Annotated in this window: 21 protein-coding genes; 10 read left to right on the forward strand and 11 right to left on the reverse strand. The window is 54.8% G+C overall.

Annotated elements, in window-relative coordinates; all coding sequences use genetic code 11:
* Positions 1-30: 30 nt before the first annotated feature.
* Both gorA and J4650_RS15045 read right to left on the reverse strand, forming a co-directional pair.
* Positions 31-1,383, reverse strand: coding sequence for a glutathione-disulfide reductase (gorA, locus tag J4650_RS15040; RefSeq protein ID WP_000160778.1), 1,353 nt, complete (start codon positions 1,381-1,383; stop codon positions 31-33).
* 104 nt (positions 1,384-1,487) lie between these two features.
* On the reverse strand, positions 1,488-2,330 hold the full coding sequence (locus J4650_RS15045) for a 23S rRNA (adenine(2030)-N(6))-methyltransferase RlmJ (protein ID WP_000954233.1): 843 nt from the start codon (positions 2,328-2,330) through the stop codon (positions 1,488-1,490).
* Positions 2,331-2,540: 210 nt separating this feature from the next.
* Between J4650_RS15045 and J4650_RS15050 the strand changes: the two genes are divergently transcribed.
* The 3 genes from J4650_RS15050 to rsmJ all read left to right on the forward strand — a co-directional run bounded on the left by J4650_RS15050 (position 2,541) and on the right by rsmJ (position 6,801).
* Positions 2,541-3,812, forward strand: coding sequence for a phosphatase PAP2 family protein (locus J4650_RS15050; protein ID WP_023993727.1), 1,272 nt, complete (start codon positions 2,541-2,543; stop codon positions 3,810-3,812).
* 181 nt (positions 3,813-3,993) lie between these two features.
* Positions 3,994-6,036, forward strand: a complete 2,043-nt coding sequence (prlC, locus tag J4650_RS15055) for an oligopeptidase A (RefSeq protein WP_000184178.1) — start codon at positions 3,994-3,996, stop codon at positions 6,034-6,036.
* 6 nt (positions 6,037-6,042) lie between these two features.
* Positions 6,043-6,801, forward strand: coding sequence for a 16S rRNA (guanine(1516)-N(2))-methyltransferase RsmJ (gene rsmJ / locus J4650_RS15060; protein ID WP_124234980.1), 759 nt, complete (start codon positions 6,043-6,045; stop codon positions 6,799-6,801).
* 91 nt (positions 6,802-6,892) lie between these two features.
* Here rsmJ and dtpB read toward each other — a convergent pair whose 3' ends face one another.
* Together dtpB and uspA are read right to left on the reverse strand one after the other, a co-directional pair.
* Positions 6,893-8,365, reverse strand: a complete 1,473-nt coding sequence (gene dtpB / locus J4650_RS15065) for a dipeptide/tripeptide permease DtpB (protein WP_001098270.1) — start codon at positions 8,363-8,365, stop codon at positions 6,893-6,895.
* Between the two features lie 324 nt (positions 8,366-8,689).
* Positions 8,690-9,124: a universal stress protein UspA gene (gene uspA, locus J4650_RS15070; protein ID WP_000323565.1), complete on the reverse strand. Its 435-nt coding sequence runs from the start codon at positions 9,122-9,124 to the stop codon at positions 8,690-8,692.
* Positions 9,125-9,511: 387 nt separating this feature from the next.
* On the opposite strand from uspA, the gene uspB reads away from it, so the two are divergent.
* Positions 9,512-9,847: a universal stress protein UspB gene (gene uspB, locus J4650_RS15075; protein WP_000626193.1), complete on the forward strand. Its 336-nt coding sequence runs from the start codon at positions 9,512-9,514 to the stop codon at positions 9,845-9,847.
* Positions 9,848-9,987: 140 nt separating this feature from the next.
* Here the strand turns inward: uspB and pitA are convergent, their stop codons facing one another.
* Entirely contained in the window at positions 9,988-11,484 is a 1,497-nt protein-coding gene (gene pitA, locus J4650_RS15080) for an inorganic phosphate transporter PitA (protein ID WP_000902764.1), read from the reverse strand.
* A gap of 230 nt (positions 11,485-11,714) precedes the next feature.
* Between pitA and J4650_RS15085 the strand changes: the two genes are divergently transcribed.
* The 4 genes from J4650_RS15085 (at position 11,715) to J4650_RS15100 (ending at position 18,146) form a co-directional block, all read left to right on the forward strand.
* Positions 11,715-12,911, forward strand: coding sequence for an NAD(P)/FAD-dependent oxidoreductase (locus tag J4650_RS15085; protein WP_001748877.1), 1,197 nt, complete (start codon positions 11,715-11,717; stop codon positions 12,909-12,911).
* A gap of 305 nt (positions 12,912-13,216) precedes the next feature.
* Positions 13,217-14,284, forward strand: coding sequence for an HlyD family efflux transporter periplasmic adaptor subunit (locus tag J4650_RS15090; protein ID WP_000359836.1), 1,068 nt, complete (start codon positions 13,217-13,219; stop codon positions 14,282-14,284).
* Positions 14,281-17,022 (forward strand): ribosome-associated ATPase/putative transporter RbbA, encoded by a 2,742-nt coding sequence (gene rbbA / locus J4650_RS15095; protein ID WP_000202922.1) that lies wholly within the window; start codon positions 14,281-14,283, stop codon positions 17,020-17,022. The genes J4650_RS15090 and rbbA overlap by 4 nt, the downstream gene beginning before the upstream one ends.
* Entirely contained in the window at positions 17,022-18,146 is a 1,125-nt protein-coding gene (locus tag J4650_RS15100; protein ID WP_001214764.1) for an ABC transporter permease, read from the forward strand. The genes rbbA and J4650_RS15100 overlap by 1 nt, the downstream gene beginning before the upstream one ends.
* Positions 18,147-18,247: 101 nt before the next feature.
* Here J4650_RS15100 and nikR read toward each other — a convergent pair whose 3' ends face one another.
* The 3 genes from nikR to J4650_RS15115 all read right to left on the reverse strand — a co-directional run bounded on the left by nikR (position 18,248) and on the right by J4650_RS15115 (position 20,420).
* Positions 18,248-18,649, reverse strand: coding sequence for a nickel-responsive transcriptional regulator NikR (nikR, locus tag J4650_RS15105; protein ID WP_001190057.1), 402 nt, complete (start codon positions 18,647-18,649; stop codon positions 18,248-18,250).
* A 91-nt stretch (positions 18,650-18,740) separates the two neighbouring features.
* Complete coding sequence (acpT, locus tag J4650_RS15110; protein ID WP_000285377.1) at positions 18,741-19,319, reverse strand: 4'-phosphopantetheinyl transferase AcpT; 579 nt, start codon at positions 19,317-19,319, stop codon at positions 18,741-18,743.
* Between the two features lie 51 nt (positions 19,320-19,370).
* Positions 19,371-20,420 carry an AI-2E family transporter gene (locus tag J4650_RS15115; protein ID WP_000179588.1) on the reverse strand — a complete coding sequence of 350 codons (1,050 nt, stop codon included), beginning with the start codon at positions 20,418-20,420 and terminating at the stop codon, positions 19,371-19,373.
* 89 nt (positions 20,421-20,509) lie between these two features.
* Between J4650_RS15115 and J4650_RS15120 the strand changes: the two genes are divergently transcribed.
* Positions 20,510-21,769 (forward strand): MFS transporter, encoded by a 1,260-nt coding sequence (locus J4650_RS15120; protein ID WP_077677850.1) that lies wholly within the window; start codon positions 20,510-20,512, stop codon positions 21,767-21,769.
* Positions 21,770-21,772: 3 nt separating this feature from the next.
* Here the strand turns inward: J4650_RS15120 and J4650_RS15125 are convergent, their stop codons facing one another.
* Complete coding sequence (locus tag J4650_RS15125) at positions 21,773-22,330, reverse strand: DcrB family lipoprotein (protein WP_001245277.1); 558 nt, start codon at positions 22,328-22,330, stop codon at positions 21,773-21,775.
* A 72-nt stretch (positions 22,331-22,402) separates the two neighbouring features.
* A complete protein-coding gene (locus J4650_RS15130; RefSeq protein ID WP_001531644.1) occupies positions 22,403-23,068 on the reverse strand; it encodes a 7-cyano-7-deazaguanine/7-aminomethyl-7-deazaguanine transporter in 666 nt (221 codons plus the stop codon).
* A 169-nt stretch (positions 23,069-23,237) separates the two neighbouring features.
* Here J4650_RS15130 and tusA point away from each other — a divergent pair, with 169 nt between their 5' ends.
* A complete protein-coding gene (tusA, locus tag J4650_RS15135) occupies positions 23,238-23,483 on the forward strand; it encodes a sulfurtransferase TusA (RefSeq protein ID WP_001541054.1) in 246 nt (81 codons plus the stop codon).
* 23 nt (positions 23,484-23,506) lie between these two features.
* On the opposite strand, the gene J4650_RS15140 is transcribed toward tusA, so the two are convergent.
* Positions 23,507-25,150 (reverse strand): methyl-accepting chemotaxis citrate transducer, encoded by a 1,644-nt coding sequence (locus J4650_RS15140; RefSeq protein WP_001620698.1) that lies wholly within the window; start codon positions 25,148-25,150, stop codon positions 23,507-23,509.
* Positions 25,151-25,307 lie beyond the last annotated feature (157 nt).

A 25,307-nucleotide genomic window follows, 5' to 3' on the forward strand; every position in this document is an offset into this window, starting at 1 on the left:
GCCCACCCTTGAAGATGGGCGCACAAGATATTAACGCATGGTCACAAACTCTTCCGATGCGGTCGGGTGAATAGCGACGGTATTATCGAAGTCTTTCTTGGTAGCGCCCATCTTCAGCGCCACTGCGAAGCCCTGCAACATTTCATCCATGCCGAAGCCGATACCGTGGATACCCACAATTTTTTCTTCCGGCCCGACGCAGACCAGCTTCATACGGCACGGCTGGCGGTGCGTCGTCACCGCGGTATACATAGCGGTAAACGATGATTTATAGACTTTTACCTGCTCGTCGCCGTACTGCTCGCGCGCCTGCGGCTCGCTTAACCCGACGGTGCCGATAGGCGGATGGCTAAAGACCACGGTCGGGATGTTGCTGTAGTCCAGATGCTCGTCCGGCTTGTTGTTAAACAGGCGTTCGGAGAGACGGCGACCGGCGGCGACGGCGACTGGCGTTAACTCCACTGCGCCGGTGTTATCGCCAACGGCGTAAATGCCTTCAACGTTGGTATTCTGGAATTTATCGACAATGATGTAACCTTTTTCATTGGTTTTCACGCCCGCTGCCGCCAGATTAATATTGTCGGTCGACGGTTCGCGACCAATGGCCCAGATCAGGCAATCAACGGTTTCACTACGGCCATCTTCCAGTTCCAGAGTCAGACTGCCGTCGGCGTTTTTTACCACCGCTTTCGGCACGGCGTGAGTATGCAGTTGCGGGCCTTCGGCGTTCATCACCTCAACCAGCGTTTCGCTAATCATCGGGTCAAAACTGCGCAGCGGCGCATGTTTACGGACAAACAGATGCGTTTTCGCCCCTAGCGCGTTGATAACGCCAGCCAGTTCAACAGCGATATAACCTGCGCCTACCACCGCGACGCGCTCCGGCAAGGCAGACAGCGCAAAGAAACCGTCGGAATCAATGCCGTATTCCACGCCTGGAATGCTCGGATGGCTCGGACGGCCGCCGGTAGCGATCAAAATATGGTCGGCGGTGATGGTTTCGCCGTTCACTTCAATGGTTTTGGCATCGACAAAGCGGGCAAAGCCTTTAATCACATCCACGTTATTTTTGCCCAGCACGTTGTCGTATGAAGTATGGATGCGGTCAATATACGCGGTACGGCTGGCAATCAGCTTGCTCCAGTCGAACTGATTAATCGTGGTGTCAAAACCGTAGTCCGGGCCATACAGATGAATCGCTTCACGAATCTGCGCGGCATGCCACATCACTTTCTTCGGCACGCAGCCCACGTTAACACAGGTACCGCCCAGCTCTTTGGCTTCGATGAGCGCGCATTTCTGGCCGTACATAGCGGCGCGGTTAATCGAGGCGATACCGCCGCTGCCGCCGCCGATAGCGATGTAATCATAGTGTTTGGTCATGACCGCTCCTTTATGTTCGTTGTCGGACGGATAGATTCTGCGCTACCCGCCAAAATATTCGCGATTGTATACCTGAAGGTGAAAGGTTCCACCGATGGCTGTGATTACTCCGGCACGATCCAGCTTACCGAAGTGTGTCCGTGACCGTTTGGCGCCAACCTGCTGTGCAGCCACGGTAGCACGTTGTTCATCTGCTGCTCCAGTTTCCACGGCGGGTTAACCACGATCATACCGGACGCCGTCATCCCGCGCTGATCGCTGTCCGGGCGGATCGCCAGCTCAATTTGCAGGATTTTACGGATGCCGGTGGCCTCCAGATCATGAATCATGCGCTTAATTTGCTGGCGGAGCACCACCGGATACCATAGCGCGTATGTCCCGGTGGCGAAACGTTTATAACCCTCGCTGATGCCGCTGACTACCGCCTGGTAGTCGGTTTTCATTTCATAAGGTGGGTCAATGAGGATCAGACCGCGGCGGGAAACCGGCGGTAATTTGGCTTTCAGTTGCTGATAGCCGTCAGCGCGTTCCACACGGGCGCGGTTGTCTTTTTGAAACTCCGCGCGCAACAGTGGGAAGTCGCTGGGATGCAATTCCGTGAGTTGCAGACTGTCCTGCTCACGCAGCAACTGGCGGGCGATTAACGGGGAGCCCGGATAGTAGCGTAACTGCCCGCTGCGGTTGAAATGTTTTACGACGCTAATATACGGTTCCAGTTCGGCGGGCAGGTCGTCCTGCTGCCAGATACGGGCGATGCCTTCCAGATACTCTCCGGTACGTTCAGCATGTTCGCTGCCCAACTGATAACGCCCCGCGCCCGCGTGCGTGTCCAGATAGAGAAACGGTTTTTCTTTCTCTTTTAGCGACTCGATGATCAGGCTCTGAACGGTATGTTTAAGGACGTCGGCGTGGTTGCCAGCGTGAAAGCTGTGACGATAACTGAGCATGGATGCAGATATTCCGGGAAGTAAACAAGTTAGCCGATAGTTTACCGCAGATCCGTAGAGATTACCCCAGTACCGCCATGTTGTTTCGCGCGTTGTGAAAGTATTGCAAGACGTGTTCGTATCATCAAACCGTCAACTGCGCAGGCCAGCATCGCCTGTGGGCAAGGTAGTAGTTTTGACCTGGCGTTATTTTTAATGAAAGGAACCATAATGAAACTACACATTACTGTACTGGCGTCATCTCTGGCGCTGGCGATGCCGGCACTGGCGAAAGATATTCCCCTGTCCCAGGCGGAGTCGATAGCGAAAAGCGTGACGCCCGACTCGGCGAGCGTCGCCTTTAATGACCTTGAGGCTCAATGGCTGACACAGTTGCGTAAGGCATTACAAGGCGATACCGCCGCGTTGACTCGCGACGCCCTGGCTCAGATGCGACAGAATTCCATCCAGGCGGATAATGCCTGGTTACAGGCTAGCGGTTATGATTTTCATACTACTGAGAATCAACAGATGGGAATTACCCTACTTTCCGCCTTCAATACATTGCCGGAAGCAGTATTGAAAGACAATCTGGCGACGGTGACGGCGATTAATCACGATGCCGATGTTAATACCCGTCACCAGGCGCTGGCGGATGCGGAAAGCGTGGAGTATCTCTATTTCCTGAGCGACGCAATGGGGCCGCGGCTGGGGCGGGCATTTCTCGCCGCTTATGATAAAGGTGAGTTGGGCAAAGCGGCAGCGTTGATTAAAGCCTCGGAAGTCAGCACCGGCGCGGCGAAAAAATATTTTCATTACCCGCGTCCTTTCCAGGTGCCGGGTAATACTATCCATCTGACGCCGGATGATGTGGTGGTAAAAGATGGTCATCCTTATACCGCGGGTGGCGGTGCTTTCCCCAGCGGACACACGAATACCGGTTATACGGATGCGCTGTTGATGGCGGAAATGATCCCGGAACGCTTTGATGCGCTGGTGATTCGTGGCGCGCGTTATGGCTATTCTCGCCTGGTCCTTGGCGTACACTATCCGCTGGATGTGATGGGCGCGCGGATGGTCGCGCAGCGTAATGTCGCGCATTATCTTAACGATCCGTATTACCGTACGTTATTCAACGAAGCTCGCGCTCAACTGCGTGAGGCGCTGGTGAAAGAGTGCGGTACGACGATTGTCGAATGCGCGGCATCGACCGGAAAAGACGATCCGTACCGCGATCCGGCCATGCATACCTTCTACCGCTTCACCATGACTTATAACCTGCCGCAACAGAAAGGCGAGCATCAGCCGTTGAAAATACCAAAAGGCGCCGATGTTCTGCTACAGACAGCGCTGCCGAACCTGTCGTCAGCGCAGTGTCAGGCGTTAATGGAAGAGACGGCGTTACCGGCAGGATATCCGTTGTCGGGCGAGACCGAGGATCAACAGTTCTGGCAGCGTCTGGATCTGTCCGCTGCTTACGAGATGGCGAGAAAAACGCGCTGACGTTGTCACCCGGCTTATAAAACGTAAGCCGGGATGATGTTAAAGGGGCGGCTTATTGCAGCGATACCCACGTCTGTACGCTGTCCATCATTGAAATTCCCCTTACTATCCCCCATTCTAGATCTCATCGCGAGAGCGCCAAAAGCGCGCTCCACTCACCTTCTTCTACAGGACTGCGCATATGACCAATCCATTACTAACGTCTTTTTCACTGCCGCCTTTTTCTGCAATTAAACCGGAGCATGTGGTGCCTGCGGTCACCAAAGCGTTGGCCGATTGCCGGGCGGCGGTAGAAGGCGTTGTGGCGCATGGCGCGCCGTATAGCTGGGAAAACCTCTGCCAGCCGTTGGCGGAAGCCGACGATGTTCTGGGGCGTATTTTCTCGCCAATTAGCCACTTAAACTCGGTGAAAAATAGTCCGGAGCTGCGTGAAGCCTACGAACAGACGCTGCCGCTGCTGTCGGAATACAGCACCTGGGTTGGGCAACATGAAGGACTGTACAATGCATACCGCGACCTGCGCGACGGCGATCATTACGCCACTCTGAATACCGCGCAGAAGAAAGCGGTTGATAACGCGCTACGTGATTTTGAACTGTCCGGCATCGGTCTGCCGAAAGAGAAACAGCAGCGTTACGGCGAAATCGCCACTCGCCTGTCTGAGCTGGGCAACCAGTACAGCAATAATGTGCTCGATGCCACTATGGGCTGGACGAAGCTCATCACCGATGAAGCCGAGCTGGCGGGAATGCCGGAAAGCGCTCTGGCGGCAGCTAAAGCCCAGGCGGAAGCCAAAGAGCAGGAAGGTTACCTGCTGACTCTGGATATCCCGAGCTATCTGCCAGTGATGACCTACTGCGACAACCAGGCGTTGCGTGAAGAGATGTATCGCGCCTATTCCACTCGCGCCTCCGACCAGGGGCCGAACGCCGGTAAGTGGGATAACAGCCCGGTGATGGAAGAAATTCTTGCGCTGCGCCATGAACTGGCGCAACTGCTGGGCTTCGAAAATTATGCCCATGAATCGCTGGCCACCAAAATGGCGGAAAATCCGCAGCAGGTGCTCGACTTCCTGACCGATTTGGCGAAACGCGCCCGTCCGCAGGGGGAAAAAGAGCTGGCCCAGCTGCGCGCCTTCGCCAAAGCCGAATTTGGCGTTGAGGAGCTGCAACCGTGGGATATCGCGTACTACAGTGAAAAGCAAAAACAGCACCTGTACAGCATCAGCGATGAGCAGCTACGTCCGTACTTCCCGGAAAACAAAGCCGTGAATGGCCTGTTTGAAGTGGTGAAACGTATTTACGGCATCACTGCCAAAGAGCGTACTGACGTTGATGTCTGGCACCCGGAAGTGCGTTTCTTTGAACTGTATGACGAAAATAACGAGCTGCGCGGCAGCTTCTACCTTGACCTGTACGCGCGCGAACACAAACGCGGCGGGGCGTGGATGGACGACTGTGTCGGCCAGATGCGTAAAGCGGATGGCACATTGCAAAAGCCGGTCGCTTATCTGACCTGTAATTTCAACCGTCCGGTGAACGGTAAACCCGCTCTGTTTACCCATGACGAAGTGATCACCCTGTTCCACGAGTTTGGTCATGGCCTGCATCATATGCTGACCCGCATTGAGACCGCCGGGGTCTCCGGTATCAGCGGCGTGCCGTGGGACGCGGTCGAACTGCCAAGTCAGTTTATGGAAAACTGGTGCTGGGAGCCGGAAGCGCTGGCGTTTATTTCCGGCCACTATGAAACCGGCGAGCCGTTGCCGAAGGAACTGCTGGATAAAATGCTGGCGGCGAAAAACTATCAGGCGGCGCTGTTTATTCTGCGTCAGCTGGAGTTCGGTCTGTTTGATTTCCGTCTGCATGCGGAATTTAACCCGCAGCAAGGAGCGAAAATTCTTGAGACGCTCTTTGAAATTAAAAAACAGGTCGCCGTGGTGCCGTCACCGACATGGGGCCGTTTCCCACATGCGTTCAGCCATATCTTTGCTGGCGGCTATGCGGCAGGCTACTACAGCTATCTGTGGGCCGACGTACTGGCGGCGGACGCTTATTCCCGCTTTGAGGAGGAAGGCATTTTCAACCGTGAGACCGGTCAGTCGTTCCTTGATAACATCCTGACTCGCGGTGGTTCTGAAGAGCCGATGGAACTCTTTAAACGCTTCCGTGGCCGTGAACCACAGCTGGACGCGATGCTGGAGCATTACGGGATTAAAGGCTGATTTTACGTGCAAATCTGCTTAATGGATGAAACGGGCGCCACAGACGGCGCCTTATCTGTTCTGGCTGCCCGCTGGGGACTGGAGCATGACGAAGACAACCCGATGGCGCTGGTATTGACGCCGCAACATCTGGAGCTGCGCAAGCGCGACGAACCGAAACTCGGCGGCATTTTCGTCGATTTTGTCGGCGGCGCGATGGCCCATCGACGTAAGTTCGGCGGCGGGCGCGGCGAAGCGGTGGCGAAAGCCGTTGGTATCAAAGGCGATTATCTGCCGGATGTGGTTGATGCCACGGCCGGACTGGGGCGCGATGCGTTTGTGCTGGCGTCCGTCGGTTGCCGCGTGCGGATGCTGGAGCGTAATCCGGTGGTCGCCGCGTTGCTCGACGACGGCCTGACGCGCGGCTACGCCGATGCGGACATTGGCGGCTGGCTTCAGGAGCGTTTGCAGCTGATTCATGCTTCCAGCCTGACGGCGTTGACCGATATCACGCCGCGCCCGCAGGTGGTCTACCTCGATCCGATGTTTCCTCACCGGCAGAAAAGCGCGCTGGTGAAGAAAGAGATGCGGGTATTTCAGTCGTTGGTGGGGCCGGATCTCGACGCCGACGGACTGCTGGAACCGGCGCGTCAGCTAGCGACCAAACGCGTGGTGGTTAAACGTCCCGATTATGCGCCGCCGCTGGCGGATGTCGCGACGACCAACGCCATCGTCACCAAAGGGCATCGGTTTGATATTTATGCCGGAACCCCTCTGACGGAGTAACGGATTGCCCGATGGCGCTACGCTTATCGGGCCTACGATTCTCAATTATTTGTAGGCCGGATAAGGCGTAAGCCGTATCCGGCACTGAGTATTACTGTTCGGTACCTGGCGTATTAATCATTCGGTTTAACCACGGCACCATAATGGCCATCACCACGGTGACCGCCAACGTTACCAGACCAATTTTGCTAAAGACGCCGGTATAAATGGGCAGCGTCTGTAACGGATCGGTGATGTTTTCCGGTACGGCAGTGAAGGTCGCCACATAACCGCCGAGCAGGAAGGCGGCAGCCTGGGTCAGGAACCACATTCCCAGAATAAAGCCCATCAGATGCTGCGGCACCAGAGCGGCGACCATTGCCAGTCCCAGCGCGCTAATCAGCAACTCGCCCAGACTCTGGAACAGATACACCAGCACGATAAACCACGGCGACGTCAGTCCTTGCGCATCGGCAAACCACATCCCGGCGGCGGCGGCGGTCAGAAAACCCAGCGCGCAGAGGAACATGCCGAGTGTAAACTTCATCGGCATAGTCAGATCTTTGCCTTTGCTACCCAGCCGGGTGTAAATCGCTGCCAGTACCGGACTGGCGACGACCACCCAGAATGGGTTCAGCGCCTGAAAACTCACCGGGTTAATGGCGAATCCAAGAATTTCATGATGCACGTTATTAATCGCAAAGAAGTTCAGCGAGGTAGGCATCTGCGCATACAGAATGTAAAACAGCACGGCTTCAATCATCAGAATAAACGCCACGAACATTTTATTGCGGCCGGTTTTATCCAGACGAAACGCTTCGCGAAAGAAGAAAATAGTGACGACGATAGAAAGGATGATGAGCACCAGATTGGCAATCTTAACGTTGTGCATCAGCCAGGCGCAGAGGAAAATCATGACGACGGTGCCGAGCAGTACCAGCAGCAAATTGCGAAAACGTAGCGGTTTATGATCCGGTTCAGAACCGATATTTTTCACCATGCCACGGCAGGCGAAGTACACCAGAAGCGCAACAATTAAACCAGCGCCGCACAGATTATAGGTCACCGCATAGCCAAATTTATCGGCAATCACCGGCGCCAGCGATAGCGATAACAAAGAACCGATGTTAATCGACATATAAAACAGGGTGAAAGCGCCATCCAGCCGGGGATCTTTAGGCTGATAGCATTTAGAGAGCAGGCTGGCGGGATTGGCTTTAAATAACCCGTTGCCCACGGCAATCGTACCCAGTGCGATAAAAATCAGATCGGGATTTAATAACGACATGCCGGTCATAAAATAGCCAATCGCCAGCACAATCGCGCCCAGGACCAGGGTGCGTTTAGTCCCTAACAGATGGTCGCCAACATAGCCGCCGATGGAGATCAGGCCATAAACCAGCGCCGCAAAAGCGCCAAAGGTAATAAAGGCCTGTTCCTGAGAAAAACCCAATTGTTTAACGAAAAAGACCGCCAGGATGCCCTGGACGCCGTAATAGCCAAATCGTTCCCATAATTCTACAAAAAAGATCATGAAAAATGGACGAGGTTGCTGCAGCAAGCCCGTAGGTGCAGTTGTATTCATATTCCTTCGCCTTTTAATGCCATCCCGAAACGTATGAGCGCGTATATCAAAACGCGCCGAAAAGACTTACCCTGATATAGACTGCGGTTATTAGCCTGATCAATAGGTTATTATACAAATGATACGCAAACTAATTAGTGGATCACACTAATTATGTTTGGTGTGATGGAATGATGTACTGAGTACTGCGAAGAAGGGGGGATAAACAAAACGCCCACAGAAGCGGGCGTTGTTGTTGATAGCCGGAATTTGCCTGATGGTTCAGGCCAACCTGATTGACTATAGACCAGATGCGGTCTTAGCCGCCAGCCGGTACGGTAAGTATTACTCTTCTTCGTCGCGCAGCGGCACAATCAGCATGTCAACGTGAACGGTGTTGATCAGCTGGCGCGCAGAAGACATCAGTTTGCTCCAGAAGTCCTGGTGATGACCGCAAACGACCAGATCCATATCGTATTTCTTGATGGCGTCAACCAGCACCTGGCCCAAATCGCCGCTACCGCTCAGGGTTTCAGTGATAGGGTAGCCAGCGTTGGTAGACAGCTCGGTCAGCGCGTGGTGGGTTTCTTCGGAGATACGTTTCTGCATATCGCCCAGATTGACGTCAATCAGACCGGTGTACAGGTCAGAATAGTTCACATCAACGTGGATGAGGGAGATTTTCGCGTTGTAGGGGCGCGCCATAGAGACCGCTTTTTCAACCAGAACTTTACTTTCCGGGGAGAGATCAACTGCGATAAGAATGTGTTTATAAGCCATAGTGTTACTCCTTCCATAAGTTGTCGATGACCATTGAGCTACTGGCGTTTCTTATGCCGCCGCGTCACCCGCGTCCTGCGAACTCTATGCGCGGGGCTAGCTCAGCCGTTTACCATAACTATCCTTACATTATAGCGACCAGGATAATCCGTCAATCCGCCTTGCTTGCCAGTTAGTTAAACAAAATTTTCAGGGAATTGCATTGATAGTGATTAACCTTCTGGTAAAAAAATTAACTGATCTCCTACAATGTGTATAAGAGCCGTTCGAATGCGGAGCGCTAATATGGACGGCTTTCGTAGTACTCTTTCACTGATTGTCTGGCAGGGTATCGGGGAGCGGTAGTCCCGGAGAGGAACTCCGTGGGCGGGTCGCCGGGGAGGAGATATGATAAGCACCGTCTCACTATTCTGGGCTTTATGTGTCGTTTGCATTGTTAATATGGCGCGCTATTTCTCATCGCTACGCGCACTGTTAGTGGTACTTCGTGGTTGCGATCCTTTGCTCTATCAATATGTCGATGGCGGCGGCTTCTTTACCACGCATGGTCAGCCCAACAAACAGGTGCGCCTGGTATGGTATATCTACGCTCAGCGCTATCGCGATCATCATGATGAAGAATTTATTCGCCGTTGTGAACGCGTGCGCCGCCAGTTTCTGCTGACCAGCGCGTTATGCGGTTTGGTGGTGGTGAGCTTGATTGCGCTCATGATTTGGCACTGAATGAAAAAAGCGGGCCAGTTTCCTGACCCGCTCATGTTAGATAAGCCTCCCGGATGACGCCGCTTGTAGCGGCCTGTCAGGCCTGTGTCGTTTCATCCTGACAGGCCGGATTAGCGACAGCGCTATCCGGCCCATTTGGCTTAAATAATCTTCAGGGAAAGCCAGTACAGCACGCCGGAAAGAATAATCGCCGCCGGTAACGTAAATACCCAGGCCATCAGAATGCTGGTCACGGTTTTACGCTGCAACCCGCCGCCATCAACGACCATGGTTCCCGCCACTGAAGAGGAGAGTACGTGAGTGGTAGAAACTGGCATACCGGTGTAGCTGGCAAGACCGATAGAGACTGCCGCCGTCATCTGCGCCGACATTCCCTGCGCATACGTCATGCCTTTTTTACCAATTTTCTCGCCGATAGTGGTCGCCACGCGACGCCAGCCGATCATCGTACCAATACCCAGCGCCAACGCCACTGCCATAATGATCCACACCGGCGCATACTCAATGGTGCTTAACATATCGGTCTTCAGCTTTTTCAGCAGGCGCTGGTCATCGCTGCTTACGCCAGGCAATTTCACGACTTTGTCGGTCGTGTCGGAAATGCACAGCATAATGCGACGCAACTGACTACGCTGTTCAACGCTTAACTTGTCGTAGCTTTCCACGTTTGCCAGCATCCCTTTCGCACGGTTAAGCGCGTTAATGGTGTTAGCCGGATGGCAGTGGAATTCAGTCGGTTCAGTCGCGCCCGGTTCCGGAGACGGAATCAGTTGGTCAACGCCGGTGACGGCTTTCAGCAGGTCAGGACGCTGCTCAAAGTACGTTTCGACATTGTTGATAGCATCGCGCGTACGGGTGATTTCGTAGCTGGAGGCATTCATATTGACCACGAAACCCGCAGGCGCGACGCCAATCAGCACCAGCATGACCAGGCCAATGCCTTTCTGACCATCGTTCGCGCCATGCGAAAACGCCACGCCGATAGCTGAGAGGATCAGCGCGATACGCGTCCAGAACGGCGGCTTTTTCTTGCCGTCTTTCTTTTCACGTTCGGCTGGCGTCAGGTGGATACGGGCGCGTTTCTTAGTACCGCTCCAGTAGCGGCGCAGCAAGAAAATCAGACCGCCGGCGAATACCAGACCGACAATAGGGGAGATAATGAGTGAACCGAAAATATTGATAACTTTCGGGATGTTAAGCGCATCCACCACTGACGTGCCGGTCATCATCGCATTGGTTAAACCGATGCCGATAATGGCGCCAATCAGCGTGTGGGAACTGGACGCCGGCAACCCGAAATACCAGGTACCGAGGTTCCAGATAATCGCCGCCAGCAACATGGAAAAGACCATAGCGAGGCCGTGCGCGGAACCCATGTTGAGCAGGAGATCCGTCGGTAGCATATGCACAATGGCATACGCCACGCTGAGACCCCCCAGCAAAACGCCAAAAAAGTTAAACACCGCCGCCATGACAACCGCCAGCTGCGAACGCATCGCACGGGTGTAAATCACGGTTGCGACTGCATTGGCTGTGTCATGGAAGCCGTTAATCGCTTCGTAGAACAGCACAAAAGCCAGAGCAAGCAATAATAAAAGCCCGGTATGTAAATCCAGGCCAGCAAACAAATGTAGCATAGGACGTTACGCCATTTTGAGGACATGAACGCGGCGCATTATCAGTGACTTTGGCGGCGCGGGCAAAGTGAAATATAGACTTTTTTTGATGTACTTCGTGCTTTGTTTGATATCACTAAAGAATTATCTTATATATTTCAGATAAATACCATTTTCAGGCGCTTTTCGCGCTGGTGCGACCACTGAGGAAACTTTACAATTCCCGCCCGAATTTGAGAGAGGAAGGCGACGTGGAAAGGTTTGATGCCGTTATTATAGGCGCTGGCGCAGCGGGCATGTTTTGCGCCGCGCAGGCAGGACAGGCGGGTAGCCGCGTGCTGCTCATCGATAATGGCAAGAAGCCAGGACGTAAAATCCTCATGTCCGGCGGTGGGCGCTGCAACTTTACTAATCTTTATGTTGAGCCTGCTGCGTATTTGAGCCAGAACCCCCATTTTTGTAAATCAGCGTTAGCCCGCTATACCCAGTGGGACTTTATCGATCTGGTCGGCAGGTATGGGATAGCCTGGCATGAGAAAACGCTGGGACAGCTTTTTTGCGATGATTCCGCCCAACGCATTGTCGATATGCTGGTTGCCGAGTGCGACAAAGGTGGCGTAACGATGCGCCTGCGTAGCGAGGTATTGAGCGTCGAGCGTGATGAGTCGGGTTTCGTACTGGCGCTGAACGGCGAGACGGTGACTACGCAAAAGCTGGTGATTGCCAGCGGCGGCCTGTCGATGCCGGGGCTTGGCGCATCGCCGTTTGGCTATAAAATCGCCGAACAGTTTGGTCTCAAGGTGTTGCCGACGCGCGCCGGACTGGTGCCCTTTACGCTACATAAGCCGCTGTTAGAACAGCTCCAGACGCTGTCTGGCGTCTCTGTGCCCTGCGTAATTACCGCCCGCAATGGCACGGTATTTCGGGAAAACCTACTTTTTACCCATCGTGGGCTGTCCGGCCCCGCCGTTTTACAGATTTCCAGCTACTGGCAACCGGGGGAGTTAGTGAGCATTAACTTATTGCCGGACCTCTCGCTGGAAGATGTTCTCAATGAACAGCGTAACGCGCACCCGAACCAGAGTCTGAAGAACACGCTGGCGATGCATCTGCCGAAACGGCTGGTGGAGTGTTTACAACAGTTGGGGCACATCCCGGATGTATCGCTCAGGCAGTTGAACGTTCGTGACCAGCAGACGTTGGTTGACACGTTGACTGCCTGGCAAGTGCAGCCTAACGGCACCGAAGGCTATCGGACAGCGGAAGTGACGCTGGGCGGCGTGGATACAAACGAACTATCATCGCGGACTATGGAAGCGCGCCGCGTGCCGGGTCTCTATTTTATCGGCGAAGTGATGGACGTCACCGGCTGGTTGGGCGGCTATAACTTCCAGTGGGCGTGGTCGAGCGCCTGGGCCTGTGCGCAGGATTTGGCGGCAAAACGCTAAGTACCATTACAAACAATAAGCGAATAGACATCCCGGACAGAGGTGTTAGTATCGATTTATAGCAGTTATGAGTATGCGTGTTTCATTTACGGCCAGGAACGCTGATGATGACAACATTACTCCCTCTTTTCCGGGTACCTACATCATTCACTCCCTTTGACGGCGAGCGCTTCATCGGCGTCTGTTCGTCGTCTGGCCCCTTTTCTTTTTTCATTCTTATCCCGAATGGAAACCCCCGCTGAGCGCACGCCCGGCGGACTTTGTGACACGCATGGTTAGACAACAGGGATTACGGCGGGTCGATTATGGACAAAATGAAGCGTCATCTGGTGTGGTGGGGAGCGGGGATTCTTGTGGCGGTGGCCGCGATAGCCTGGTGGATGCTGCGCCCTGCGGGAATACCGGAGGGGTTTGCCGCCAGCAACGGCAGAATTGAAGCCACCGAAGTGGATATTGCCACTAAGATTGCCGGGCGTATTGATACCATCCTCGTTTCGGAAGGGCAGTTCGTTCGTCAGGGCGAGGTGCTGGCGAAAATGGATACCCGCGTGCTGCAGGAGCAGCGGCTGGAGGCGATTGCGCAGATTAAAGAGGCCGAGAGCGCAGTTGCCGCCGCCCGCGCCTTGCTGGAGCAACGCCAGAGTGAAATGCGCGCCGCGCAGTCGGTCGTCAAACAGCGGGAAGCTGAGCTGGACTCCGTCTCTAAACGTCACGTGCGTTCCCGTTCGCTGTCGCAGCGTGGCGCGGTATCTGTACAACAGTTAGATGACGATCGCGCGGCGGCGGAAAGCGCGCGCGCCGCCCTGGAGACCGCCAAAGCGCAGGTATCTGCGGCAAAAGCGGCGATTGAGGCGGCGCGTACCAGTATTATCCAGGCGCAAACGCGCGTGGAAGCGGCGCAGGCGACCGAGCGGCGTATTGTCGCCGACATCGACGACAGCGAATTAAAAGCGCCGCGCGATGGACGCGTGCAGTACCGCGTTGCGGAGCCGGGCGAAGTGTTATCGGCTGGCGGCCGGGTGTTGAACATGGTCGATCTCAGCGACGTTTATATGACATTTTTCCTGCCGACCGAACAGGCTGGGTTGTTGAAGATCGGCGGCGAAGCGCGACTGGTGCTGGACGCCGCGCCGGATCTGCGTATTCCGGCGACGATCAGTTTTGTCGCCAGCGTGGCGCAGTTCACGCCCAAAACCGTGGAAACCCACGATGAACGGCTGAAGCTGATGTTCCGCGTCAAAGCGCGTATTCCGCCAGAGCTGCTGCGACAGCATCTGGAATATGTCAAAACCGGTTTGCCGGGAATGGCCTGGGTTCGTCTGGATGAGCGCGTGCCCTGGCCTGACGCTCTAAGCGTGAGGCTGTCGCAATGACGTCGCTGACGCTGGTGCCTGTTCCTCCCGTGGCGCAGCTTGAGGGGGTGAGCCAGCATTACGGAAAAACGGTCGCGCTGAACAATATCACGCTGGACATTCCCGCCCGTAGTATGGTCGGGCTGATTGGTCCGGACGGGGTGGGTAAGTCGAGCCTGCTGTCGCTGATTTCTGGCGCGCGGGTGATTGAGCAAGGGAACGTTATCGTCCTGGGCGGCGATATGCGCGATGCGAAACATCGCCGCGACGTCTGTCCGCGCATCGCCTGGATGCCGCAGGGGCTGGGGAAAAACCTTTATCACACGCTATCGGTTTATGAGAACGTCGATTTTTTCGCTCGTCTCTTTGGTCATGACAAAGCTGAACGCGAAGCGCGTATTACCGAGCTGCTGAACAGCACCGGCCTGGCGCCGTTTCGTGATCGTCCTGCCGGGAAGCTGTCCGGTGGGATGAAACAAAAGCTGGGGCTGTGCTGTGCGCTGATTCATGACCCGGAATTGCTGATTCTTGATGAGCCTACCACCGGCGTGGACCCGCTCTCCCGCGCTCAGTTCTGGGACTTAATCGACAGTATCCGCCAACGGCAGACCAATATGAGCGTGTTGGTCGCAACGGCCTATATGGAAGAGGCGGAGCGTTTTGACTGGCTGGTGGCGATGAATGCGGGCGAGATACTGGCAACCGGCAGCGCGCAGCAACTGCGGGCAAAAACCCATAGTGCGACGCTGGAGCAGGCGTTTATCGCCCTGTTGCCAGAAGCGCAGCGCCAGGCGCATAAGCCAGTGGTGATCCCGCCGTATCACGCTGAGCAGGAAGAGATTGCCATTGAGGCGAAAGATCTGACCATGCGTTTCGGTAAGTTCGTCGCGGTTGACCATGTTAATTTCCGCATTCCGCGCGGCGAGATTTTTGGCTTCCTCGGTTCAAACGGTTGCGGCAAATCGACCACCATGAAAATGCTGACCGGTCTGCTTCCCGCCAGCGAAGGCCAGGCCTGGCTATTTGGCCAGCCGGTAGACCCGAACGACATCGATACCCGTCGCCGGGTCGGGTATATGTCGCAGGCTTTTTCGCTCTATAACGAACTCACCGTGCGGCAGAATCTGGAACTTCATGCCCGCCTGTTTCATATTCCGCCAGCGGAGATCCCGGCGCGCGTCGCGCAGATGATCGAACGCTTTATGCTAACGGAGGTGGAAGATACGCTCCCCGCTTCGTTGCCGCTCGGTATCCGCCAGCGTTTATCGCTGGCGGTAGCGGTGATCCATCGCCCGGAAATGCTGATTCTTGATGAGCCAACGTCCGGCGTTGATCCGGTCGCCAGGGATATGTTCTGGCAGCTTATGGTCGATCTTTCGCGTCAGGATAAGGTGACGATTTTTATCTCGACCCATTTTATGAACGAAGCGGAACGTTGCGACCGAATGTCATTGATGCACGCCGGTAAAGTGCTCGCCAGCGGTACGCCGCAGGAATTGGTGCAACAGCGGGGCGCGGCCAATCTGGAAGCGGCGTTTATTTCCTGGCTACAGGAAGCTGCGGGAGCGGCGCCTGAAACCCCAATACCGCCATCCCAGACGCCCGCCGCGTCAGGTAAACCGTCGCGGCAGGGATTGAGCTTCCGGCGTTTGTTCAGCTACAGTCGCCGCGAAGCGCTGGAGCTACGCCGCGATCCGGTACGCTCGACGCTGGCGCTGCTGGGAACGGTAATTCTGATGCTGATTATGGGCTATGGCATCAGTATGGACGTGGAGAACCTGCGTTTTGCCGTCCTCGACCGCGATCAAACCGTCAGTAGCCAGGCATGGTCGCTCAATCTGGCAGGATCCCGCTATTTTATCGAACAGCCGCCGCTCGCCAGCTATGACGAGCTTGACCGGCGGATGCGTTCGGGAGAGTTGGCGGTTGCCATTGAGATCCCGCCTAATTTTGGCCGCGATATTGCTCGCGGTACGCCAGCGCAGATTGGCGTCTGGGTGGATGGCGCCATGCCCAGCCGCGCCGAGACGGTGAAGGGGTACGTTCAGGCGATGCACCAAAGCTGGCTGCAGGAGGCGGCAAGTCGTCAGCCGAACCCGGTTAAACAGGCCGGGCTGCTCAACATTGAAACGCGCTATCGTTATAACCCGGATGTGAAAAGTCTGCCCGCTATCGTTCCGGCGGTCATTCCGCTGCTGCTCATGATGATCCCGTCAATGCTTAGCGCCCTGAGCGTGGTGCGGGAGAAAGAGCTGGGGTCGATGATTAATCTGTACGTAACGCCGACGACGCGCAGCGAATTTTTGCTGGGTAAACAACTGCCGTATATCGCGCTGGGTATGCTGAACTTCTTGCTACTGTGCGCGCTGTCGGTCTTTGTGTTCGGCGTGCCGCTGAAAGGCAGCTTTCTCACGCTTACCCTCGCGGCGCTGCTTTACGTCATCATCGCCACCGGTCTGGGGCTGCTGATCTCCACGTTTATGAAGAGCCAAATCGCCGCTATTTTTGGGACGTCGATTATTACCCTCATTCCGGCAACACAATTTTCCGGCATGATCGATCCGGTGGCTTCGCTGGAAGGACCGGGAAGATGGATCGGCGAGATCTACCCGACCAGCCATTTTCTGACGATCGCGCGCGGGACGTTTTCCAAAGCGTTGGATCTGTCCGATCTCTGGCCGTTATTTATGCCGTTACTGATTGCCGTCCCGGTGGTGATGGGTCTGAGCATTCTGCTGCTGAAAAAACAGGAGGGGTAATGCGCGGATTACGTAATATTTATAACCTCGGCGTTAAAGAACTGCGCAGTCTGCTGGGCGACAAAGCGATGCTGTCGCTGATCGTCTTCGCCTTTACGATTTCGGTTTACTCCTCCGCTACCGTCCTGCCCGGTTCGTTGCATCTTGCCCCTATCGCCATCGCCGATATGGATCAGTCGCAGTTGTCGAACCGTATTGTGAATAGTTTTTACCGCCCGTGGTTTCTGCCGCCGGAGATGATTACGGCAACGGAAATGGATGCCGGACTGGATGCCGGACGCTATACCTTTGCGGTCAATATTCCGCCAAATTTCCAGCGTGATGTGCTGGCCGGACGTCAGCCTGATATTCAGGTTAACGTCGATGCGACGCGCATGAGCCAGGCGTTTACCGGCAACAGTTATATCCAGAATATTATTAGCGGCGAGGTCAACAGCTTTGTGGCGCGCGCGCGGGGAGATAACGTTCAGCCGGTGTCGCTGGAGATTCGGATGCGCTTTAACCCGAATCTGGACCCGGCGTGGTTTGGCGGCGTGATGGCGATTATCAACAACATTACCATGCTGGCGATAGTGCTGACCGGATCGGCGCTGATCCGCGAGCGAGAACACGGCACGGTAGAGCATCTGTTGGTGATGCCGGTCACGCCCTTTGAGATCATGATGGCAAAAGTGTGGTCGATGGGGCTGGTCGTGCTGGTGGTTTCCGGTTTGTCTTTGATGCTGATGGTGAAAGGCGTACTTGGCGTACCGATTGAAGGATCGATCCCATTGTTTATGTTGGGCGTGGCGCTGAGCCTGTTCGCCACCACTTCAATTGGGATTTTTATGGGTACCATCGCCCGTTCGATGCCGCAACTGGGGTTATTAATGATTCTGGTACTGTTACCGCTACAAATGCTTTCCGGCGGTTCCACGCCGCGCGAAAGTATGCCGCAGGCGGTGCAGGATATTATGCTGACCATGCCGACGACGCATTTTGTCAGCCTTGCCCAGGCTATTCTTTATCGCGGCGCAGGTTTGAGCATCGTCTGGCCGCAGTTCCTGACCCTGCTGGCGATAGGCGGCGTGTTCTTCCTGATAGCGCTGTTACGCTTCAGAAAAACGATTGGCACGATGGCGTAAACATTATTGCCGGATGGCGGCTGCGCCTCATCCGGCCTACAAACGACGACGTGCGAGCGTAGGCCGGGCAAGCGAAGCGCCCCCGGCAAGGCGCTGGGGCGTTAGTCTTCTTTCGGCAAACACTGCAAGTGGCCGTGGCGCACGCCGCGCTGGGCGATAACATCATCGGCAAAATGCTGTACGTCGCCCATATCGCCCTTCAGAACGGCGATCTCCAGACAGTCATCGTGGTTGATATGGACGTGCAGCGTGGCGACGGATAAATCATGATGATGATGCTGGGTGGAGACGATGCGGCTGGCTAAATCCCGTTTCTCATGTTCATAAACATATGAAAGTACCGCGAAACCCTGTGTACCGTGTTCCTGGGTGGCCTCCTGCGCCAGAGCGCCGCGCAAAATATCACGGATCGCTTCGGAGCGATTGTTATAGCCGCGTCGCTGGCTCAGGCTGTCCAGCGTTTCCAGTAAATCGTCATCGAGGGTGATGGTGACACGTTGCATCTGACTTAAACCTTTTGGTATGGCGCGTCGGCGCATGGGAAGCTCCGCATTTTGTAACACACGTCCGCCGCCAGAGGGAAAAATTAATGTGTCATAACGCTTTTGTTATCGTCTGCGGCGTCAGCGTAAACGGTGTGGGGGTACAGACTGCCAGACTGAGCGTATCGAGCTGACACTGGCTGACCGACAAGGCAGAGGGCAACGTGCTGTCCACGCTGACGATTTGCCAGGCGCTGCCGCCGCGTTGTTTTACGATGGCTTCTTTACGCGTCCAGATACGCCAGAAGGCCGCCAGTTGTCGCTCCGGACGTTCCGCTTCCATTTCAGCATGTTCGCCGAGGCTGAATACCGCATTTGCCAGCGAACGCCAGTTATCGCGCGGGCGGATCACTTCAATATCGCAGCCGACTTCACCTTCGTCGCTAAGCAACAGAGCAATAGTGTCGCCGCTATGACTGAGGTTAAACCACAGCGGCGCTCCGGCGGAAAAAGCCGGTTTACCCTGTTCGCCATACACCATCTCCGGTAGTGGCGAGAGCGCACGGGAAAGCAGCACGCGCCCGGCCAGCCAGCTTGCCCGGCGAACGCCCTGCGGCGCCTGAGCGATTAACGCGTCGGGCAATTGACCTGCGCTTAATGTTGACACTTTTCCCAGAACGACCTGGTACATATCAGGACCAACGTTGCCTATGAAGAAGAGGAGATTGTAGCATCTGTCGCCTCATCCCGGTAAACGGCTTTTCGGTCGGCCTGGCCCCAGTAAGATCGCCAGTTTGCTGCCGCCTTTAGTGGTTTCCATCCAGATTTTGCAGACGCTGGTCAAAGGAACGGACAAGAGCATCCCGACCGGGCCTAATAGCCATCCCCAGACCAGTAACGAAAGAAATACCACCAGCGTGGACATTCCCAGACGATGGCCCATCATGCGTGGCTCCATAATGTTGCCAATCACCATATGGACCACCAAAAAGAGCGCGCCGACCAGTACGCACTCGTAAAAACCGTTAAATAACAGCGCCTGAATCATGGGGGGAACGGCGGAAATCACCGAGCCGATATTAGGAACGTAATTGAGCAAAAAGGCCAGTACGCCCCACATTAGCGCAAACTGAATATCCATTAACGCCAGTCCCAGCCAGATAATCGCGCCCGTCCATAAACTGAGCAGCGTTTTCAGCGCCAGATAATGCGAGACGCCTTTCAGGGCGCGGTGCAGGCCGGCAATATGGATTTGTGGATTGTTTAGCGCGAAACGTAATTTATAAGGCACGTGACGCACCTCAAACAGCATAAAAACCACGGTCATCACCAGCAGCACAATGCTTGCCATCGCGCCCGATACGCCGGTCATTAATGTTGTGGTGAAGAGCATGATTTTATCGGAATCCATCCCGCGGAGCATACGTTCCGGCGACATATGTAAATTCAGGAAGGGCATTAACTCCTGAAGGTGTAAGACCTTACGCGTCAGCTCCTTGCTGTATTTAGGCAGCATAGCGATAAATTCATTAAGCGATGCGGCAAGCACACCCACCAGCGCGGTAAGCACGATCAGCATGACGACCACCACGATAGTAATCGCCAGCGGTCGCTTCACGCCCCGGCGAATAAACCAGGTCACTAATGGATTAAGAACAATGGCGAAAAAGAGCGCCAGCAAGAGTTGTACAATAATATCCGCCGCGGCATGAATCCCGGCGAGAATAATAACCAGGGAGGCCAGTTTCAGCAGAATATGCATACCCGTTTTGTCGGGTTGAGCGGTTGCCATGAAGTTTTCCTTGTTGTGTTTTTTTCTAAGTGTAGCGGCTGCCCTGATACCGATAATCTGAATCTCACTACTGATTTTCACCGCGCGCCATGATAGAAAAGAAAACATGTTGTAAAAATGCGGTGATACTCATGCCCGAACCCGTCGCTGAACCGGCGCTAAACGGATTGCGCCTCAATCTGCGTATTGTCTCCATCGTGATGTTTAACTTTGCCAGCTACCTGACTATCGGCCTGCCGCTCGCCGTCTTGCCCGGCTATGTGCATGATGCGATGGGATTCAGCGCGTTCTGGGCGGGGCTTATTATCAGCCTGCAATACTTCGCCACTCTGTTAAGCCGTCCCCATGCCGGGCGGTATGCGGATGTATTAGGGCCGAAAAAAATCGTTGTCTTTGGCTTATGCGGCTGTTTTTTAAGCGGACTCGGCTACCTGCTGGCGGATATCGCCAGCGCCTGGCCGATGATCAGTTTGTTGCTACTGGGGCTGGGTCGCGTGATTTTGGGGATTGGGCAAAGTTTTGCCGGCACCGGTTCGACACTGTGGGGCGTCGGTGTCGTCGGGTCGTTGCATATTGGTCGGGTCATCTCCTGGAACGGTATCGTCACCTACGGCGCAATGGCGATGGGCGCGCCGCTGGGCGTGCTGTGTTATGCCTGGGGCGGGTTACAGGGACTGGCGCTAACGGTGATGGGCGTGGCGCTGTTGGCGGTACTGTTAGCCCTTCCACGTCCGTCGGTGAAGGCGAACAAAGGCAAGCCGCTGCCGTTTCGCGCGGTGCTGGGGCGTGTCTGGCTGTATGGTATGGCGTTGGCGCTGGCCTCGGCAGGGTTTGGCGTCATCGCGACGTTTATTACCTTATTTTATGATGCTAAAGGCTGGGATGGCGCCGCCTTTGCGCTCACGTTATTTAGCGTCGCGTTTGTCGGCACGCGTTTGCTGTTCCCTAACGGCATCAATCGTTTAGGCGGGTTGAATGTCGCCATGATCTGCTTTGGCGTGGAGATTATTGGTCTGTTACTTGTGGGGACGGCAGCCATGCCGTGGATGGCAAAAATCGGCGTTTTACTCACGGGGATGGGGTTTTCGCTGGTCTTTCCGGCGCTGGGCGTGGTGGCCGTCAAAGCCGTGCCGCCGCAGAACCAGGGCGCGGCGCTGGCGACCTATACCGTCTTTATGGATATGTCTTTGGGGGTTACCGGGCCGCTGGCGGGGCTGGTGATGACCTGGGCGGGCGTGCCGGTGATTTATCTGGCGGCAGCCGGGCTGGTAACGATGGCGCTATTGCTGACCTGGCGCTTAAAAAAACGGCCTCCGTCTGCACTGCCGGAGGCCGCATCATCATCGTAAAGGTTACTTAATAACTAACGTATTGATGATGTTTTCAGCCGTGGTTTGCGCTTTTTGCTGATTGTCCGCAGGCAGCGTGACCTGAATCGTCAGCAATTGGTTATCCACTTTGCCCAGCACGATGGAAGAGTACGCCGTCTGGCCTTTCGCGGAGATAATGCTGTCCAGTTGTTGCAACGTATGGCCTTTGAGCTCAATAGACTTATTGGTGACCACCTGAAGCTGCGGGTCGCGGCTACGCTGTTGCTCAAGCAGGCGGTTCGCCAGCACCGGCAACGCTTCATCGGTATTATCGCCGACGATAACAATCACCGCTTTCTGGCCCGTCGGGTCAGAATAAACGTGCATATTATTCGCCTGGGTGCCCAGCTTACCGCTTTGATCGGTCATATCCGCCGGCAGCGAGAAACTGAGTTTGCCATCCATCAGGCTGATGGGCTGGCCGGAGGCCTGACTTTCTGCGGCGGCGCTTTCTGCCGACGCTTTTGTATCGTTGTTATCACAGGCCGCAAGCCCCATAACCAGCAGGCCAATACCGGCATATTTAACCAAATTGCGCATTGACTTCTTCCTTTCGATAAACGGCCATAACGGCTCATTCGCTCATCTTATCACAACTCGGAAAACGAACCTTTAACTTGCCGGTAATGGGGAAATTTCAGATTTATCTGCCAGCTTTTTCAGCAACATATTCAGTAGAACGCCGTACATCGGCAGGAAGAAAATAATGCTGATGAGCACCTTAAAGCAATAATCCACCAGCGCAATTTCCATCCAGTGTTCGGCCATAAAGGCATCGGGGCTTCGCCAGAACGCAATGAAGAAAAAGGCAAGGGTATCGCTGATATTGCCAAACAGCGTTGAAGCGGTCGGCGCCAGCCACCAGCGACGATTTTGGCGCAGGCGGTTAAACACATGGACATCAAGGATCTGTCCCAGCGCGTAGGCCATAAAGCTGGCGGCGGCGATACGGGCGACGAACAGATTAAAGTTCGCCAACGCGGCGAAACCTTGCCAGGCGCCCATATAGAACAGCGATGAAACCACATATGACACCAGCAGCGCAGGGATCATGACGGCGAAGATAATGCGGCGCGCCAGCGGTGCGCCAAAAATACGCACGGTAAGATCGGTGGCGAGAAAAATAAAAGGAAAACTAAACGCGCCCCAGGTCGTGTGGAAACCAAAAATAGTGATGGGGAGCTGCACCAGATAGTTACTGGAAATGATCACCAGTAAATGGAATAGCGATAGCCAGAACAACGCTTTTATGCGCTGTGATTGTGTAAACGGAGTCATATTGTGACCTTTTTGTTGGATGGGGTGAGGGAACCCAATAAAGAACCGCCGCATAATACTGTTTTGCGCTGGCATTGCAATGGCTAATTTTCACGCAATCGTTAACCTGCCTGGCTTACTGACGAAGATGGGCGTAAAATATCGCCGTTTTTCTACCATTGAGACGAAGATGAGCGATCTGTTTTCCTCCCCTGACCATACGCTTGACGCCCTGGGGCTGCGTTGCCCTGAACCAGTAATGATGGTGCGCAAAACGGTGCGCAACATGCAAACTGGCGAAACATTGCTGATTATCGCCGACGATCCGGCGACGACGCGTGATATTCCGGGGTTCTGTACCTTTATGGAACACGATTTGCTGGCGCAAGAGACGGAGGGTCTGCCGTACCGCTATTTATTGCGTAAAGCGCATTAACCGCACGGCAGATAGCATTCTGATTAGAAGCTTTCCCAGTTCGCCTGTTCTGCGGCGGGCTGCGGCGTTAAACCTTTGCTTAACGGCGTCGGCGACGCCTCCCGACGAGGTTGTTTCTGGATGCGGAACGCGGCGACCGCCTGACGAAGTTCGTTAGCCTGATCTTCCAGCGCCGCCGCTGCTGCTGCGGATTCCTCTACCAGCGAGGCGTTTTGCTGCGTCACGCTGTCCATTTCCGATACCGCCTGCGCCACCTGCTCAATGCCTTTGCTTTGCTCATCGGAGGCAGAGGCGATTTCGCCCATAATATCGGTCACGCGGGTCACGGCGTTGACGATCTCTTTCATGGTTTCTCCCGCTTCGCGTACCTGCGTAGAGCCGGTATCAATGCGCGACACGGAGTTTTCAATCAGTACTTTGATCTCTTTGGCGGCCTGCGCGCTACGGCTGGCCAACGTGCGTACCTCTCCGGCCACGACCGCGAATCCTCGCCCCTGTTCGCCGGCACGGGCGGCTTCTACCGCGGCGTTCAGCGCCAGGATATTAGTCTGGAAGGCGATACCGTCAATCACGCTGGTGATGTCCACGATTTTTTCCGAACTTTCGGCGATATCGTTCATGGTGTTCACTACGTTATCCACCACGCGTCCTCCTTTACGCGCGGTTTCTGATGCGGTTTTCGCCAGACCCGTCGCCTGTCGTGCGTTATCGGTGTTTTGCCGTACCGTGGCGGTTAACTGTTCCATGCTGGCGGCGGTCTCCTCCAGCGCCGAGGCCTGCTGTTCGGTACGGGAAGAGAGGTCGCTGCTGCCGGCGGAAATTTCGCCTGCGCCAGTATAGATAGAGTCTGCGTTATCGCGCACCGCGCTGACGGTACGGATTAACGACTGCTGCATCGTTTTAAGACCGGCGGCCAGTTGGCCCATTTCACTGCGTCCTTCGGCCTCTATCTCATGGGTAAGATCGCCGTCGGCGATAGTTTGAATGTGCGCCATAATCCGTTGCAGCGGGCGGAGTAGAACGCGTTGCAGCCCCAGCCAGATAAACGCCAGCACGATGAGTACGATAAGTAGAATTATCCCCAGCGTCCATTGCATCTGGGTAAAACTGCTCTGATTCTGATCGCTGGCTAATTTTATTAATTGCGCATTTTGAGAGAGCCACTTGTCATATACCTGCTCCATGTCATCCTGCGCTTTTTGCGCGTCAAGGTTGCCATAGGCGGCGTAATTATCGGCTTTAAGATAGTGGATAGACTGCTGCAAAACGTCATACATCTGCTTAAAGCTGGCTTCGGCCTGGGCATCCAACGCCGGATCTTTTCCCGCGATCGCTTCGGAGTTCACGTAGTTGTTGAAATGTTTTTCCGCTTCGTTGAGCGACGCGCCAGCGTTGGTTAACAGCGTGTTCATGGCGTCCAGCGAGGCGGGATCGCGCTGATTTTTTAACATGCGTATCGCCACGCGGTTAATGGTAACGCGGGTTTCGATCAATGTCTGAAAACTGCCGCCCAGTTCCTGTTGTTGGTAACTCAGTGCGCTCGCATTCTGGAAATTCAGCCGATCGCTGCTGACGGCGGAATAAAACAGTATTCCTGTCACCAGCAATAAGGCGCTAAATATGCCCAGCGTCGCGATAACGCCGGTGATGACTTTGATATTTTTCATAGTGCCTAACATTCCTTATTTTGTAGACGGTATGATCAATATCGGTTGGATAAAAATTAACCTTACATCAAATCACGCTATTTCTGATTAATGGTTTGATAAGTAATAGAAAATAAATAATTTTCGCGTGAATAATATGAACAAAGAAAGGAATATC

Source organism: Salmonella sp. 32120201201600049SM, assembly GCF_017572835.1.
In the GTDB taxonomy this organism is placed as follows: domain Bacteria; phylum Pseudomonadota; class Gammaproteobacteria; order Enterobacterales; family Enterobacteriaceae; genus Salmonella; species Salmonella enterica.